Origin of the sequence: Sphingobacterium deserti, from assembly GCF_000757725.1 — a bacterium.
Classification (GTDB): domain Bacteria; phylum Bacteroidota; class Bacteroidia; order Sphingobacteriales; family Sphingobacteriaceae; genus Sphingobacterium; species Sphingobacterium deserti.
Genome location: NZ_JJMU01000065.1, coordinates 109,546 through 125,906, shown reverse-complemented (window position 1 = coordinate 125,906; position 16,361 = coordinate 109,546). Strand labels below are relative to the sequence as shown.

The 16,361-nt window shown below is 41.1% G+C and carries 16 protein-coding genes; 8 read left to right on the top strand and 8 right to left on the bottom strand.

Annotated features, from left to right (window positions below):
- Positions 1-121 precede the first annotated feature (121 nt).
- From DI53_RS17295 to DI53_RS17285, 3 genes are read right to left on the bottom strand one after another with little or no spacing between them, the layout of a single operon-like run.
- Positions 122-532 carry a hypothetical protein gene (locus DI53_RS17295; protein ID WP_037502711.1) on the bottom strand — a complete coding sequence of 137 codons (411 nt, stop codon included), beginning with the start codon at positions 530-532 and terminating at the stop codon, positions 122-124.
- 32 nt (positions 533-564) lie between these two features.
- Entirely contained in the window at positions 565-1,875 is a 1,311-nt protein-coding gene (locus DI53_RS17290) for an ABC transporter permease (protein WP_037502708.1), read from the bottom strand.
- Between the two features lie 6 nt (positions 1,876-1,881).
- A complete protein-coding gene (locus DI53_RS17285) occupies positions 1,882-2,808 on the bottom strand; it encodes an ABC transporter ATP-binding protein (RefSeq protein WP_037502705.1) in 927 nt (308 codons plus the stop codon).
- 104 nt (positions 2,809-2,912) lie between these two features.
- On the opposite strand from DI53_RS17285, the gene yihA reads away from it, so the two are divergent.
- The 5 genes from yihA to cmk all read left to right on the top strand — a co-directional run bounded on the left by yihA (position 2,913) and on the right by cmk (position 7,994).
- Positions 2,913-3,533, top strand: a complete 621-nt coding sequence (yihA, locus tag DI53_RS17280) for a ribosome biogenesis GTP-binding protein YihA/YsxC (RefSeq protein WP_037502702.1) — start codon at positions 2,913-2,915, stop codon at positions 3,531-3,533.
- Positions 3,533-4,387, top strand: a complete 855-nt coding sequence (locus tag DI53_RS17275; protein WP_037502699.1) for a UbiA-like polyprenyltransferase — start codon at positions 3,533-3,535, stop codon at positions 4,385-4,387. Before yihA ends, DI53_RS17275 begins: the two co-directional genes overlap by 1 nt.
- A gap of 94 nt (positions 4,388-4,481) precedes the next feature.
- The gene (topA, locus tag DI53_RS17270; protein WP_037502696.1) at positions 4,482-6,893 is read left to right on the top strand and encodes a type I DNA topoisomerase; all 2,412 of its coding nucleotides are present in this window, start codon (positions 4,482-4,484) and stop codon (positions 6,891-6,893) included.
- A 3-nt stretch (positions 6,894-6,896) separates the two neighbouring features.
- The gene (locus tag DI53_RS17265; protein ID WP_037502692.1) at positions 6,897-7,310 is read left to right on the top strand and encodes a hypothetical protein; all 414 of its coding nucleotides are present in this window, start codon (positions 6,897-6,899) and stop codon (positions 7,308-7,310) included.
- On the top strand, positions 7,311-7,994 hold the full coding sequence (gene cmk, locus DI53_RS17260) for a (d)CMP kinase (protein WP_037502689.1): 684 nt from the start codon (positions 7,311-7,313) through the stop codon (positions 7,992-7,994).
- A 27-nt stretch (positions 7,995-8,021) separates the two neighbouring features.
- Here the strand turns inward: cmk and DI53_RS17255 are convergent, their stop codons facing one another.
- From DI53_RS17255 to DI53_RS17235, 5 genes are read right to left on the bottom strand one after another with little or no spacing between them, the layout of a single operon-like run.
- Entirely contained in the window at positions 8,022-9,011 is a 990-nt protein-coding gene (locus DI53_RS17255; protein ID WP_037502686.1) for a bifunctional riboflavin kinase/FAD synthetase, read from the bottom strand.
- A 16-nt stretch (positions 9,012-9,027) separates the two neighbouring features.
- Positions 9,028-9,750: a tRNA pseudouridine(55) synthase TruB gene (gene truB, locus DI53_RS17250; RefSeq protein ID WP_037502683.1), complete on the bottom strand. Its 723-nt coding sequence runs from the start codon at positions 9,748-9,750 to the stop codon at positions 9,028-9,030.
- Complete coding sequence (locus tag DI53_RS17245; protein WP_037502680.1) at positions 9,751-10,545, bottom strand: undecaprenyl-diphosphate phosphatase; 795 nt, start codon at positions 10,543-10,545, stop codon at positions 9,751-9,753.
- Positions 10,545-10,799 carry a DUF3098 domain-containing protein gene (locus DI53_RS17240; protein WP_037502677.1) on the bottom strand — a complete coding sequence of 85 codons (255 nt, stop codon included), beginning with the start codon at positions 10,797-10,799 and terminating at the stop codon, positions 10,545-10,547. Before DI53_RS17240 ends, DI53_RS17245 begins: the two co-directional genes overlap by 1 nt.
- A gap of 17 nt (positions 10,800-10,816) precedes the next feature.
- Positions 10,817-11,695 carry a cell division protein FtsX gene (locus DI53_RS17235; protein WP_037502674.1) on the bottom strand — a complete coding sequence of 293 codons (879 nt, stop codon included), beginning with the start codon at positions 11,693-11,695 and terminating at the stop codon, positions 10,817-10,819.
- Between the two features lie 215 nt (positions 11,696-11,910).
- On the opposite strand from DI53_RS17235, the gene leuS reads away from it, so the two are divergent.
- From leuS to DI53_RS17220, 3 genes are all read left to right on the top strand, one after another.
- Positions 11,911-14,694, top strand: a complete 2,784-nt coding sequence (gene leuS / locus DI53_RS17230; RefSeq protein WP_037502671.1) for a leucine--tRNA ligase — start codon at positions 11,911-11,913, stop codon at positions 14,692-14,694.
- Between the two features lie 278 nt (positions 14,695-14,972).
- Complete coding sequence (locus DI53_RS17225) at positions 14,973-15,563, top strand: hypothetical protein (RefSeq protein ID WP_037502668.1); 591 nt, start codon at positions 14,973-14,975, stop codon at positions 15,561-15,563.
- A complete protein-coding gene (locus DI53_RS17220; protein ID WP_037502666.1) occupies positions 15,560-16,303 on the top strand; it encodes a DUF3307 domain-containing protein in 744 nt (247 codons plus the stop codon). Before DI53_RS17225 ends, DI53_RS17220 begins: the two co-directional genes overlap by 4 nt.
- Positions 16,304-16,361: the final 58 nt, after the last annotated feature.

Genomic DNA, 16,361 nt, shown 5'->3' with positions numbered 1-16,361 from the left:
ATACCTGTTCAAATAAAATGCGCCAAGGCTTTAGGTCTGGCGCATTTTATGTTTAGAAATTTTCAGGTGTCATCCCGAGTGTAAGGGGATGAGCTAGATGGTTCGCGATGTCGCAGACTCATTACTTCATATTGACGACCTTATCTACGACGTAGCGCGTATTGCCCCTCCAAGGCAAAATACCGTGATACTCCTTGTAGTGAAGGTCGAAATACTTCCCACTGTTTACTTCTAACACATTAAAAATCGAGTCACTCACTATAGAAAACTCAAATTCATTACTGGATATACCGGTACCTACCTTTGAGCTGCCAAACCCTTCCTGAATCAATTTGCCTTCATATGTTTTGAAAACGTTCCCTTTCTTGACAGCATAGTTAAGGTATCCAGATTTGACGCCTTCGCCAAAAACAAAGTAATAACGATAGTATACATATCCGCCAGCACACAGTAATAGCACGACGATAATCCAGCCCAACACTTTTTTAAATGTTCCGGATTTTTTGTTAGTTGCATCGTAAGTTGTTGCCATTGTTTCGATATTAATTAATGAAGGTAAATATATTAACTTTTATATTTAAACCATTTAATAAGTTCTTTAAAGCTAGCTTTTTTTCCATACATCAATATGCCCGTTTTGTAAATACGGCCCGCTACCCACGTCGTAAATAAGAATCCAGCAATTAAAATGACCAACGAAACTGCTATTTGCCAGGTCGGAACACCGAAAGGCACCCGCACCAGCATCGCAATAGGAGAAGTAAATGGAATAAAGCTCAACCAAGTGGCGATGGTTCCGTTCGGATCATTAACTAAAACGCCAAATGATAGGATGTAGGTAAGCAGCAAAGGCATCGTGATAGGCATCGTAAATTGTGTCGCTTCGGTCTCGCTATCCACCGCTGAACCAACTGCGGCAAACAATGCACTATAGAGGAAATATCCACCCATAAAAAAGAGGAAAAAACAAACCAGCAATTCCGTCACGTTTATAGATTGAAGCGCGTTTAAGAAGTCCATGCCTTGTGCCGCCGCGGCACCGTTTCCGCCTTGCAGCGATTGGGCAGCGGCCTGCGCGCTGAGATCCTGTTGATCAAAGATTAATGTCGTCGCAACACTAGTGAGCGCGAATGTCAACACGAGCCAAAGCAAAAATTGTGTTAGACCGACAAGGCCAATCCCAATGATCTTGCCCATCATCAATTGAAATGGTTTCACGGAAGAAATAATGACCTCAACGATACGACTTGTCTTCTCTTCAATAATACCGCGCATCACTTGCGCACCGTATAAAAACAGGGAAAGATAGACAAGTACAGATAGCGCCATTGCAATTCCCATCGCAACTTCGGTATGACTTTCTTTGGCATCGCCATCTTCTCCAAGCTCTTTTGCGCTGATTTGAATAGTATCGTCGATCTTTTTAATGTTTTCTCCGTCCAACCCTAAGCGTTCATACTCGGAGTTACGGATAATCTCTTTAAGCTGATCTTTAACTTCATTTTGCGTGGTGATATTGGGCTTTCCCGATGAAAGTAGCTCCACGCGGCGCGATTCATAAAAATCGCTGGGTACAATTAGTATATTCGTTTTTTCTTCCTCATTTTTAAGATTTTCAATCTCTTTTTGCAAAGCTATGCTTGATGTTGTGTAGGTCAGATTTTTGTTGCTCTTAAGCAATCCTGCAACGGTCCCTTGCTGATCAACGACATGGACAACCGAATGGGAATCATCAAAGCTTTTTTTAGTCAGGTAGAAGATTCCTACGTACATTCCTATAAAGAAGAGCGGCACCAAAAACGTAGTAAGTAAAAAAGATTTCTTTTTCACTCTGCTGAAATATTCGCGTTGTATGATTAATGGAATTTTATTCATGATGGTTTAAAGTAGAGGCGTGCTTATTTGTGTTACTTTATCAATAAATATGTCATGCATGGATGGAACAATTTCCCTGACTTGGTGTATCTCGATCCTCTCTATTAAGAATAACAAGAGATCATTCAGCGACGTCTCATCTGCAATACGTACTGTCATTTCCATTTCTTCAGACAACACCTGATGGGTTACGATCTCAAATAAGCTATTTTCGGTCGCCTGAAAATCTATACCAGGTTTAGCCTTGTAGGCAATCATGTAGGTTTGGTTTTTGTAAGAACGCTTGATTGCAGATACAGAGCCATCAAGAACCTTTTCAGACTTATTGATCAAGGCAATGTAATCGCAAAGTTCTTCAACGGATTCCATACGGTGCGTGGAATAGATGATCGTAGCGCCCTTCTGATTTAGTTCCAGTATCTCTTTCTGTATAATCTGCGCGTTTACAGGGTCAAACCCCGAAAAAGGCTCGTCCAAAATTATTAAATCAGGCTCATGAAGCACTGTAGCAACAAACTGAACCTTCTGCTGCATACCTTTACTTAAATCTTCGACTTTTTTATCCCACCAGGATTGCATGTCAAGCTTTTCAAACCAATACTTGATTCGGCTAACGGCATCAGCTTTCTTCAATCCCTTTAGCTGGGCTAAGTAAAGCATTTGTTCACCGATTTTCATTTTTTTATACAGTCCGCGCTCTTCGGGTAGATAGCCGATCCGCTCGATATGCCTAGGCTTCAGTGGCTCACCGTCGAAGAAAATTTCGCCACTATCTGGCGCTGTGATTTGGTTGATAATACGGATAAGAGATGTCTTGCCAGCACCATTAGGGCCGAGGAGTCCAAAAATACTGCCTTTTGGTACCGAGATGGACACATTATTTAGCGCCAAATGGTTACTGTATTGTTTTACAATATTCTTAATTTCAAGCATTGAGGGTATAATTTTATCTAAAATAAGTGAAAAAAACTGTAAAATAATAGTTCCACCTCAAAAAAGGAGTTGTTTTTAGCTTTGAGAATTCTTTACCTTTGCGTATGATCATAAAATCTGCAGAGTTTGTTTGTAGTAATACAGAAGTAAAACTATTGCCTCCGCCTCAGTTGCCGGAGTATGCTTTCATTGGCCGGTCAAACGTGGGCAAATCGTCCCTTATTAATGCTTTGACGAACAGAAAGGGGCTAGCAAAGACATCCCAAAAACCTGGAAAAACGCAACTCATCAACCATTTTGTTATCAATAATGAATGGTATTTGGTGGATCTTCCAGGATATGGATTTGCGCAAACCTCGAAAAAGAATAAGGCCGAGTGGCAAAAATTTATCCGGGCTTACCTTACCAGGCGCGAAAATTTGCAATGCATATTCGTTCTAATAGATAGCAGGCACGAGCCGCAAAAAATCGATGTCGACTTTTGTTATTGGCTAGGTGAGCAGGGGCTACCATTTCAGTTGGTGTTTACAAAAGCCGATAAACAGTCTGCTGTAAAAACTGACCAAAATGTCGCCAAGTTCCGTAAGACCTTAACCAAATGGTTTGAAGAAGTTCCCGCCCATTTCATCACATCTGCTGAAATGAAAAGCGGAACAGAGGCGATACTACAAATGATTCATGAAGTGAATACAAACTTTGAAGCCCCTACAACACCCTCGCATTGATGAAAAAGTACCTTTCCTTGGTGCTTTTTGCACATAGTATCTTTGCATTACCCTTTGCAATCATTGGTTTTTTTCTTGCGTTGCAAACGACTGACCACCAGTTTGATTGGAAAAAACTGCTATTAATGCTCGTATGCATGGTTACCGCACGAAATGCTGCTATGGCTTTTAACCGTTACCTCGATCGAGATATTGATGCTGCAAATCCGCGTACTGCAATGCGCGACATTCCTGCAGGAAAGATCACGGCTCGAAGTGCGTTGTCGTTCACAATCGTTAATTGCTTAGTATTCATTATATCTACTTATTTCATCAATACCTTATGTTTAATGTTATCTCCAGTAGCATTATTTGTGGTATTATTTTATAGCTATACTAAACGTATCACACCGCTATGCCATTTGGTACTTGGAATAGGTCTTGGGCTTGCACCAATTGGAGCCTATTTGGTGGTAACAAATCAATTCGCGGTCGTGCCTGTACTATTTGGATTTGCTGTAATGTGCTGGTCAGGTGGTTTTGACATAATTTATGCATTACAAGATGAAGAGTTTGATAGACAAAACAAACTCAATTCGATTCCTGCTTACTTTGGCGGCCGAAAGGCATTACGAATTTCGGAAGGATTACACGTGCTGTCTTTCCTTTTCGTGCTGTTACCTGCGTTTTATATCCATGTGAGCTGGTTTTATTATGCGGGAGTATTGTTTTATGGTGCACTACTTATTTATCAGCATCGCATTGTATCGCCAACAGATTTGACACGTGTAAATCGTGCTTTTATGACGACAAATGGGATAGCCTCCGCCATTTTCGCAGGGTTTTATTTATTGGATATTATCTTTCTTGTTTAGAGGAAGGTTATCCATGTTTTTTGGAGGAAGTGACGAAAAGTATTGTCATTCCATTTTGAAATAGCTTTATTTGCAAAAATCATTCAATTTATAGATGGCAAAAAATTTATTGATAGTAGAGTCGCCGGCGAAAGCCAAAACAATAGAAGGATATCTAGGAAAGGACTTTTTGGTGAAGTCCAGTTACGGTCATATCCGCGATTTGGTAAAAACCGATGACGCTATTGATACCGAAAATAATTTTGAACAAAAATATGAGGTTCCTTCAGATAAAAAGTCGGTAGTCAGTGAGTTAAAGAAACTTGCGAAGGATGCCGAGATGGTTTGGCTAGCATCCGATGAGGACCGTGAGGGAGAAGCGATTTCTTGGCATCTATATGAAACACTCGCATTGAATGATAGTAAAACGAAGCGTATCGTTTTTCATGAAATTACAAAGCCTGCAATACTAAAAGCAATTGACCAACCCAGAAAGATTGATTTTAATTTAGTTAATGCACAGCAGGCGCGCCGCGTACTCGATCGATTGGTAGGTTTTGAACTTTCCCCGGTATTGTGGAAAAAAGTGAAGCCATCCTTGTCTGCAGGACGTGTACAATCCGTCGCTGTTCGTTTGATTGTGGAGCGTGAGCGAGATATTAACAGATTCCAAGCCGAAGCATCATTTAAGATTGTAGCGCAGTTTACGACCGGAAAGGGTAAAGAGCAGTTCAAAGCAGAGCTACCGCATAGATTTGAGAAGAAAGAAGATGCTATGCAATTCTTACAGGATTGCTTGAAAGCCTCATTCGACATCTCTTCCTTAGAGAAAAAGCCGGCTAAACGTTCACCTTCCGCACCATTTACAACATCTACGTTGCAACAGGAAGCGAGCCGTAAATTAGGCTTCTCGGTAGCACGCACCATGCAAGTCGCGCAGCGACTATATGAAGCCGGGCGTATCACCTACATGCGGACAGATTCTGTAAACTTAAGCGACACGGCCATCGCAGCAGCTGAAGAGGAAATTGTAAAAGCTTATGGTGATCGCTATCACAAACTTCGCCGCTACAAAACAAAGTCAGCAGGCGCGCAAGAAGCTCACGAAGCTATACGACCAACCTATTTCTCGCAACACAGTGTAGAGGGCGATAATGCGGAACGCAGGCTATACGAATTAATATGGAAGCGTGCTATCGCTTCCCAAATGAGCGAAGCCGAATTTGAGAAAACAACCGCAAAGATCAATATCTCCACCAGAACAGAGAACCTAGTTGCTACAGGCGAGATCATGAAATTTGACGGCTTCCTTAAGGTATACATGGAGTCTTCAGACGAAGACAGTGATGTTGGACAAGACCAAGAGGGCGATAATGCATTGCTTCCGCCGCTAGAAAAAGGGCAAGAGCTCAACCTGAAGGATATGAACGCTACCGAGCGGTTCTCAAGACCTCCGGCGCGTTATACCGAAGCATCCCTCGTTAAAAAGCTAGAAGAATTAGGCATAGGCCGACCATCAACGTATGCTCCAACAATTTCGACAATTCAAAATCGGGGCTATGTGGTAAAGGAAGATCGTGATGGTAGGGAACGGCAGTATACCGTGCTCGCTATGGATGCTGGCCAAGTCATAGAACAATTGAAAACAGAAACTACTGGCGCAGAGCGTTCCAAAATGTTTCCAACAGATATTGGTGTGTTGGTCAACGATTTCTTGGTGGAACACTTCAACGACATTATCGACTACCATTTTACCGCAAAGGTGGAAAAGGAATTTGATGAAATTGCGCAGGGCGATAAAGAGTGGACCGAAATGCTTAAAGCATTTTATGGCCCTTTCCACGACGGTATTCAAGACACACTCGAAAATGCTGACCGAGCCAGCCACGAACGGGAGCTGGGCGTTGATCCGGCTTCAGGAAAGCCTGTTACGGTGCGCGTGGGAAGATTTGGACCACTGGTGCAAATAGGAAGCGCGGATGATGAAGAAAAACCTCGTTTCGCCTCTTTGCGGAAAGGTCAGATGATCGAAACAATTACCTTCGAAGAGGCCATGGATCTTTTTAAACTTCCTAAAAAAGTGGGTGAGTTTGAAGAAAAAGAGATGACGGTCGCCATAGGCCGTTTCGGGCCTTACATTAGGCACGCGAGTGCTTTTTATTCCCTTCCGAAAGGAATGGATCCAATGGATGTTTCCGAAGAGGAGGCTGTCCAAATTATTAAAGAAAAGCGTCAGAAAGATATAGAGAAAGTTATCCGTGTGTTTGAAGAGAATGCGGAGGCTCAAATCGAAAATGGCAGATGGGGACCCTTCATTCGTTTAGGTAAACAAAATGTGAAGATACCGAAGGGCACAGACATCGAAAAGATTACCTACGAAGACGTGTTAAAATGGGCAGATGCTGATCCGAAGGGCAAGGCGGCAGCAGCAAAAAAAGCTGGTACCAAGACCGCTGCCACAAAGAAGAGTAGCACCAAAAAAACGACAGCAAAAAAAGCGGCTCCAAAGGCCAAAACAAAGAAATAGACAATGAAAAAGGATTTGCCCGATAATATTGTTGAAGACATCTCTATTGCCATCGTTCTAGAAAGCGAAACACCTTTAGAAAAGGTGTGGAATGTATATCTGGTTAATGAGAAAAACCACGATATTAATAACGTATTGGTCTCGTCAAAAGGATACGGTCTGAAAGACGGGCGAGAGGTAAAGACAACTACACTTCGCCACTTTATAGGTGATGTCACAGCGCAAAGCGCCGTCAAAATCGAGGCAATAGACACGCAAGTTTTCGGATTGACAAATGAATACTGGCTGAGTTACTACATTGATAAAACGATCTACGATAAAAAATATATCTTTCTCCCGGAAAGTATCGTGGATGAAAACCTGATGAAAGTGCCTTTAGTAAATAAAGCTGGAATCTTGATAGGGGGGACGCGCTAAATGGCAAGGAACAACTTTGTGATCGCAATCGATGGCTTCTCTTCATGTGGGAAAAGTACAGTAGCCAAAGCACTAGCTAAAAAGCTGCATTTCGTATTTATCGATAGCGGCGCTATGTATAGGGCAGTAACCTTATTTTTTCTCCGAAATAACATCGATCTTCTGGATACGGACGCAATAGAATCTGCGCTAGAAAATATACATATAGATTTTGTTCCGGACGGCGGTAAGCTGCAAATCTTGCTTAACGACGAAGATGTGACTGAGGAGATCAGGATGATGTATATTTCTGATATGGTAAGTGAAGTGAGCGCTATTAAAGAGGTAAGGCATGCAATGGTAGCTCAGCAGCAGAAGCTAGGCAAACGAAGAAATATCGTTATGGATGGCCGAGACATTGGCACAACAGTATTTCCCGATGCTGATTTAAAGATTTTTATGACGGCTAATCCAAGAGTGCGGGCGGAACGCCGTTTTGCAGAGCTCGCTGCAAAGGGAGAAACTGTCACCATGGAAGATGTGATCGATAATCTGGCGCACCGTGATCATATCGATAGCACCCGTGAAGAAAGCCCGCTCCGCCAGGCAGACGATGCCTTTGTTTTGGATAACTCTACACTAGATCAAGAGCAACAGCTCAATATCGTATTGGAGCAATATGAAAAAAGAAAAAGGGATCAATAAACGAATATTGATCCCTTTTTTGATTCTTTAAAGGCTGTCTTGCTGTTCAAAATAGAGCCGAATAGCTCGCTCATCCGCTTTGATCTGTTCCTTCATAGCATCAAGAGATTCAAACCATTGGTCATGGCGAATAAATTTTAAGAACTTCACCCGTAGTGTTTTCGTGTAAATATCATCCTTGAAGTCAAGTAAATTGATTTCAATTTTCCGATTCATCCCGTCAACAGTAGGGCGTGTACCTATATAAGCCATCCCTTTTGCAATGCGTTCAGGTTGCGGATCTATATAGTCTCCTGTTTCAATCTGCGGAACGGTTGGATATATTTCTGCTTCTACAGCGTAAATACCATACGCTGGGATAAGTTTATGTGCCTCGTGTACATTCAAGTTTGCCGTTGGAAACCCAATCTCTCGCCCGATCTGGTCGCCGCGAACGACAGTGCCCGTCAATTCAAATGGATAACCTAAGTATTTGTTTGCGGTCTCAATATCGCCCTTAATTAGCGATTCCCGTATGCGCGTTGATGAGACGGCGACATCTTCAATATCTTGTTCTGGAATCTGCTCGACGGCGTAGTCATAAATTTCCGAAAAATGTTTAAGATCCTTTATAGAACCTTTTCGATCCTTCCCAAAGTGGTGGTCATAACCAATGACGATTTGTTTCGTTCCTAGTTTACCAACCAATACATTGCTGATATATTCTTCTGGCGTTTGATTGGAGAAGTCCCGTGTAAATGGTGTGATGATTAAGTGATCTATACCTGATAATGCTAGTCGATGAGTTTTTTCTTCAATGTCATTTATTAATCGAAGATTATCATCATTTGGATTGATGATCAATCTCGGGTGCGGGAAAAAAGTTAACAGCACTGTTTCTCCGGCAATCTCTTTGGCACATTCTTTTAATTTCGATAAGATCTTTTGGTGTCCGATATGGACGCCGTCAAATGTACCTATAGTGACAACAGCAGTTGACAAGGTATTAAACTCATCTAGGCTTCTGTATATTTTCATTCCTTTATTTAGGATTTTATTCTTGATTAGTGGTTTTCTGTAATTTAATCTTTTCGATTAGATTTTGCAAGTCCCAAGCATCGTTTACGTCGAAATTACCGCTTTTTGTTCGGCGCAATTTGCTCAGATGCGCACCTACACCAAGCGCTTTCCCAAAGTCATGCGCGATAGAACGGATATATGTGCCCTTCGAACAGGTGATCCTAAAATGTACCTCCGGCAAATCGATTTTCTCGATAGCGAACTGCCCGATACATACATTTCGCGCTTTCAGCTCGACTTCTTCACCCCGCCTTGCTTTCTCGTAAACCCGCTCACCATTTATCTTTATGGCAGAATGAGCAGGAGGATATTGCGCTATATCGCCTAAAAATAATGATGTTGCTGCACGGATTTGTTCCTGGGTAATATGTTCGTAATCCGACGGATGGTCGATTTCCGTTTCCCGATCGTAAGACGGCGTAGAGCCACTCAGGTTAATGATTCCGGTGTATTCTTTATCCTCTGCTTGAAAAGAGTCGATTCTTTTAGTAAACTTACCGGTACATATGATCAACAATCCAGTAGCGAGGGGGTCAAGGGTGCCGGCATGTCCAACCTTTATCTTCAAAGGTTTCATGCTATTTCTCAACTTACCCACCACATCAAAACTGGTCCATTCCAAAGGTTTATCAACCAAAAGTACCTCGCCCTCCGCAAATTGAAATGCCGGGGGATTGGTTTCTGCCGTATTTGTCATTTATATAAGTTGCAGACTTTGCCCGCTCAATATTAATCCAATAATCACTAGTCCTACAATAATTCTATACCAACCAAATACTTTGAATCCATATCTTGTCAGTAAGTTTATAAATGTCTTAATAGCTATGATTGCCACAATAAAGCCGATGACGTTTCCAAGGATTAAGAGGTTTACCTCTTCACCGGAAAACGTATGGCCCTCCTTGAAAAATTTGTATAATTTCACTACGGAAGCTCCTAGCATCATTGGGATAGCTAAGAAAAATGAAAATTCCGCAGCTGCCTTACGTGTAAGATTTTGAGTCATCGCGCCTACAATGGTACTCGCCGAACGTGATGTGCCGGGGATTAAAGCCAAACACTGATACAAACCAATGATGAAAGACTGCTTATAGGAGATGTTATCGGAATTATCGATTTGAGGCTTGTTAAACCATTTGTCCACAAATAAAAGCGCCAAACCGCCTATAACCAGCATAACGGCAACTGTTAACGGACTTTCTAAAAGAGAATCAATAAAATCGTTGAACAGAAGCCCCAAAACAGAAGCTGGGATAGCTGCAACAACAAGCTTATAATAAAAATTTAAAGATTTAAAGAAGCGTTTGAAGTAGAGTACCAATACAGATAAAATTGTTCCCAGTTGTATCACAATGGTAAAAAGCTTGACGAAGGGAGAGGGCTCCATTCCCATCAACGCTGTTCCTATAATCATATGGCCTGTAGAGGATACAGGTAAAAATTCTGTTAGTCCTTCAATGATTGCTAAGACAATAGCTTGAAAATATGTCATTAGTTACCTGTGTTTTTGTTTTTTGGTTTATACAGAATTGAAACAAACCCTAGGGCGAAACCCAAAACAACGACGATCGGAGCCAACGTGATCTTCGTGAAGCTGTAGATATCTTCGGTACCCATCATAAGAACAAAACCGATTACAACGACAAGTATACTTGCTATCAAAAGTTGATAGTTAATTTTTTCAAAGGGAAAGCTCGCTCTCGCGTTGCTCGACGATGATGAAGATTTAATGTTTTTTTCCGACATGTGTTGATGACGTATAATTAACGATATAAACTGTGTGATTTGGCTTTAAGATATTTTGTAACAGCGAAGTAGGTGCTGAACCCTGATATGAGGACGCCCAGCATCACAACGATCAGAAATATGGCGCCGAACTCATACCAATTACGTAGAAAAACAAGATCCGGGATTTGTTTTTGCGCAAATTGTAAAGTAAAAATAAGTAGAAGAATGGCGATTAACGAACCTAAAAGGCCGTGAAATATCCCGTAAAATAAGTAGGGCTTCCGGATGAAGTTTTTCGTGGCTCCGATAAGTTGCATACTTTTTATAAGGAATCGCTGCGAATAAATAGCTAAGCGAATGGTGTTATTGATTAGAGCCACAGCGATAATAAGAAGAACCACCGTAAAGGCCAACACAACCATACCGATGATACGAATATTTTTATTTACCATATCGATAAGCGATTCCTGGTAAACAATCTCCTTAACTCGGCTATTTTTGGATGCCATCTGTATGAAGGTCTGAATGCTGTCTGTATTCGCATACTGCTCTTTTAGATAAACATCGATAGATGGAAGCAACGGATTGTGCCCTAGGTATTCAACGAAATCTTCCCCCAAATCCTCCTTCAGATTTTTAGCAGCGAGTTCCTTACTGATATATTCGGTACGCAATACATATGGATCTTTTTCAATATCTTTCTGCATCGCCAATACATCGCCCTCATTGACATTTTCATTTACGATAATGTTTAAAACGATGTTCTCCTTTACGTACTTCGAGAGATTTTTTGCGTGTACTAATATCAAGCCCAACAGCCCCGTCATTAATAGGACGAGGGCGATACTGATAACTGTAGAGACGTAAACAGACTTTGTTTTCTTTCTTGGTGAACCTTCTTCGTAAGTCGACATATACTGTTTTTAATGTATTTTGATGCGAAAGTAATTAATTATGCTCATTTAAGGAATATTTTGATGTAATATCTTTAGTCATCCCGAGCAGAATATTCGCTACTCATTTAACACACAAGATGCGCAATTTATTGTTTAATATGAAACTTTTATATCAGTTGTAACGCAAATTAGCTATTTTCGCCTCTATTCGATATTAAGCATAACAGGTTACAATGGAGTATAATCATCAATCTTTAGAGAGCAAGTGGCAAAAATTTTGGGCAGCGAATGGGACATTTCAACCATCGGAGTCGACCGAGAAACCCAAGTATTACGTATTGGATATGTTTCCTTACCCATCGGGTGCAGGTCTTCATGTCGGTCACCCACTAGGCTACATCGCATCTGATATTTTTGCAAGGTACAAACGCTTGAAGGGTTTTAATGTCCTGCATCCGATGGGCTATGATTCCTTTGGCCTTCCGGCAGAGCAATATGCTATTCAAACGGGTCAACATCCCGCTATTACAACCGAAGTCAATATTAATCGTTACCGGGAACAGCTTGACAACATAGGTTTTTCTTACGATTGGTCGCGCGAAGTGCGTACATCTGATCCGTCATACTATAAATGGACGCAGTGGATCTTTATGCAACTTTTCGATGCCTGGTATAATAAAGCAACGGATAAAGCAGAGCCTATCGCTTCGTTGGTTCAACATTTTGAAACAAAGGGATCAGAAGGAGTAGATGCCGTAGCTGACGAAGATGTCTTTGTGTTTACCGCTTCCGGATGGCAGCAGTTTACAGAAGAAGAAAAACAAAAGGAATTATTAAAATATAGATTGGCCTATCTACGGGAAAGCACTGTAAATTGGTGTGCAGCACTGGGCACTGTTTTGGCTAACGATGAGGTCATCAATGGCGTTTCCGAGCGTGGCGGATATCCTGTAGAGCAGAAGAAAATGATGCAATGGTCAATGCGCATCACCGCATACGCGGATCGTCTGCTTCGCGGATTGGAGACGATCGATTGGCCAGAGCCACTGATAGAGATGCAGCGCAACTGGATCGGGAAATCTGTGGGTGCATCGGTTAAGTTTGCCGTTCCCCAAATCAACAGCGATATCGAAGTATTCACTACCCGAGTAGATACTATTTACGGTGTATCATTTATCGTGTTAGCACCGGAACATGAACTTGTTGAAGCTTTAACCACCGAAGGTCAACGCACAGAAGTTGAGTCATATAAGGATAGAACCTCGAAGAAATCTGAACTGGATCGTATGGCGGATACAAAGACCGTTTCTGGAGCTTTCACAGGTTCATTCGCAAAACATCCTCTTACGGGTGAAGACGTGCAGATTTGGATAGCAGATTACGTGTTAGCCAGCTACGGCACGGGAGCAGTAATGGCTGTTCCGTCAGCCGATCAGCGCGATTACCTTTTTGCCAAGTTCTTCGATTTGCCTATCATCCCGATTTCAGATACCCAAGAGATAGAAGAAGCTGCAGATGCCAATAAGAATGGGCGCTATATTAATTCTGATTTTATTAACGGGCTGACTTATCAAGAAGCTGTTCCTGCACTGATTGACCGCTTAGCGGAATTAAAACGAGGCAAAGCCAAAGTTAACTTCCGGATGCGCGATGCGATATTTGGTCGTCAGCGGTACTGGGGCGAGCCTGTTCCTGTTTATTTTAAAGACGGCTTGCCTTACCTTCTGAAAGAAGATGAGCTTCCGTTGCTACTTCCTGAAGTAGATAAATACTTGCCTACGGAGTCCGGCGAGCCGCCATTGGGTCGTGCCGAAAATTGGAAATACAACGATCAATATGAATATGAATTGAGTACAATGCCAGGCTGGGCAGGATCTTCGTGGTATTGGTTTCGGTATATGGATTCAAAAAACGAAGCGGAGTTCGCTAGTGCCGAAGCGGTATCTTACTGGAAAGCTGTTGATTTATATATTGGTGGTTCTGAGCATGCTACAGGGCATTTGCTCTACTCACGCTTTTGGAACAAAGTATTGAAAGATCTTGGATATCATAACGAGGAAGAGCCTTTTAAAAAGCTGATAAACCAAGGGATGATTCAAGGCCGCTCAAACTTTGTATACCGCGTTTTAGACAACGACGGTAAAGGAACCAACCTTTTTGTTTCGTACGGCTTGAAAGACCAATATAAGACTATTCCGTTGCATGTCGATGTAAATATTGTTTACAACGACGTGTTGGATACAGAAAAATTTAAATCTTTCCGTCCCGATTTTGCAGATGCTGAATTTGTTTTGGAAAACGGCAAGTATGTCTGTGGTTCTGAGGTGGAGAAAATGTCCAAGTCGAAATTTAACGTCGTAAATCCGGATGACATTATTGAATCTTACGGGGCTGATACCTTGCGTTTATACGAGATGTTTCTAGGACCTTTAGAGCAAGCAAAACCTTGGAACACAAACGGTATAGAAGGCGTATATAAATTTCTACGTAAGGTTTGGCGTCTTTTTCATGATCAAGAAGGAAATTTTGCGGTAGTAGATGCCGAGCCTACAAAAGCTGAATTTAAGGCACTTCATAAAATTATCAAGAAGGTAGAGGATGATGTAGAACGTTTCTCATTCAACACATCGGTATCAGCTTTTATGATTTGTGTGAATGAACTTACGGAACTGAAGTGTAATAAAAGGGCTATTCTGCAAGATCTGATCCTCGTTCTTCAACCTTATGCACCGCATATTACGGAAGAACTCTGGGCTTTACTTGGAAATGAGCAAGGAACGATATCCTATGCATCTTATCCTGCTTTTAATGCCGACTATTTAATTGAATCAGAATTCGCGTATCCGGTTTCTATCAATGGCAAAATGAAAATGAATCTTTCCCTTTCGCTTGATCTTGATCAGAAAACAGCAGAAAGTATTTTATTAGAAAATACTGATGTACAACGCTATTTGGATGGAAAACCTGTTAAAAAGATTATTTTTGTGAAAGGAAAAATCATCAATATCGTTATATAGAGATTGTTAAATTGCAAGCGAAAGGAGCATCAGCGCAAGCGGATGCTCTTTTTGGTTTATAGACCAAAGTTTTTTTGCAATTCGAGCGATTATAGAATATCTTTGATATTGATGATATTATGAATTATCATTGATTTCGGTGATATTCTTAATTATCATTGAATTCGAAGATAATCTTAATTATCATTGAATTCGAAGATATTCTTAATTATCATCGAATTTGATAATATTCTTAATTATCATTGAATTTGATCATACTTGGGTAGATAGCTTAAACGATGATAGCAATAATAACAGGCGACATTATAAAATCAAGAACTGCAAAGCCAACGTCTTGGCTCCCTGTCTTGGAAGAGGCAATTACCTGCTTCTCGAAAAAATTTGATATTTTTCGAGGTGACAGCTTTCAACTTGAGGTATCTGTCGATAAAGTTTTGGTAGCCGCATTCTATATTAAAGCAGCCATGATAGAGATCGGTCTCGATGCACGTATGGGTATAGGAATCGGGTTAAAGGATGATAATAAGGGCAGCTTGAAAACGACTTTCGGGTCAGCACTTATTTACTCAGGGGAGTCCTTTGAAGAATTAAAAAAGGAAACTTTGCATCTTCGTACATCAGATGAAAGGCTAAATGCACTCTGTAATACCATTTTGCCTTTACTTACAGAGCTTACGTTACGATGGACCAGTAATATTGCAGAAACGGTAAAAGTAGCTTTTCTAAATGAAGGATCAAATCAATCTGATTTGGCTAAGTTGCTGAATAAGAAGCATCAAAGCCAAGTAAGCACCGCGTTGCAAAAAGGAGCTTATGCAAAAATACAGCACGCACTTGCCTTTTGTACCGCAGAACTACTGAAGTTATGAGTATAATTTTTTTAAAGCTCTTATTAGCACATCTATTAGGTGATTTCGTTTTTCAACCAAATCGACTTGTGCAAATGCGCAAAGAAAAAATAGGTTTTCTGCTGCTTCATGTGGCCATACATGGATTGCTGTTATCTTTGCTGTTCTGTACAACTCTCTCAACGCAATGGCATATCGTTTTGTTCGTCACATTTGCCCACCTACTGATAGACAGCGTCAAGATATATCTTGAAAAGAAGTGGCCCTTACAGCCTTTTGTATTATTTATATTCGACCAAATATTACATGTAGCCAGTATCATCGCTGCACTGGTCTTAGTATATGGGTGGTCCGAAGCTTGGACACAGGCTCTTTTCTCATCCACAAGCTTATGTTATCTAATTGCGTTTTTACTCACAGCCTTCGTAAGTCCGATAGCACTTCGCGTATTTTTTAGCAAATGGACATCACAAACAGAATTTCTTAGCAAACCACAAGACTCCCTTACGGATGCCGGCCTTTTAATCGGCATCATGGAACGCCTGTTAATTGTTTTATTTGTTCAAATAGGATTTTTATCCGGAATAGGGTTTCTATTGGGGGCAAAGTCTATCTTTAGATTCGGGGATCTCACAAAGGCGAGGGATACTAAATTCACGGAATACATCCTCATTGGTACATTCGCTAGTTTTATAGTAGGCATATTAATAGGCTATGCATTAAAATTTGGTTTAAAATATTTAACGATTTCGGTAAACTAAATAATCTATTAAAAGCTTGAAAACATGCTAAAGAACTGGATTTAGTCGGAGGGCTATA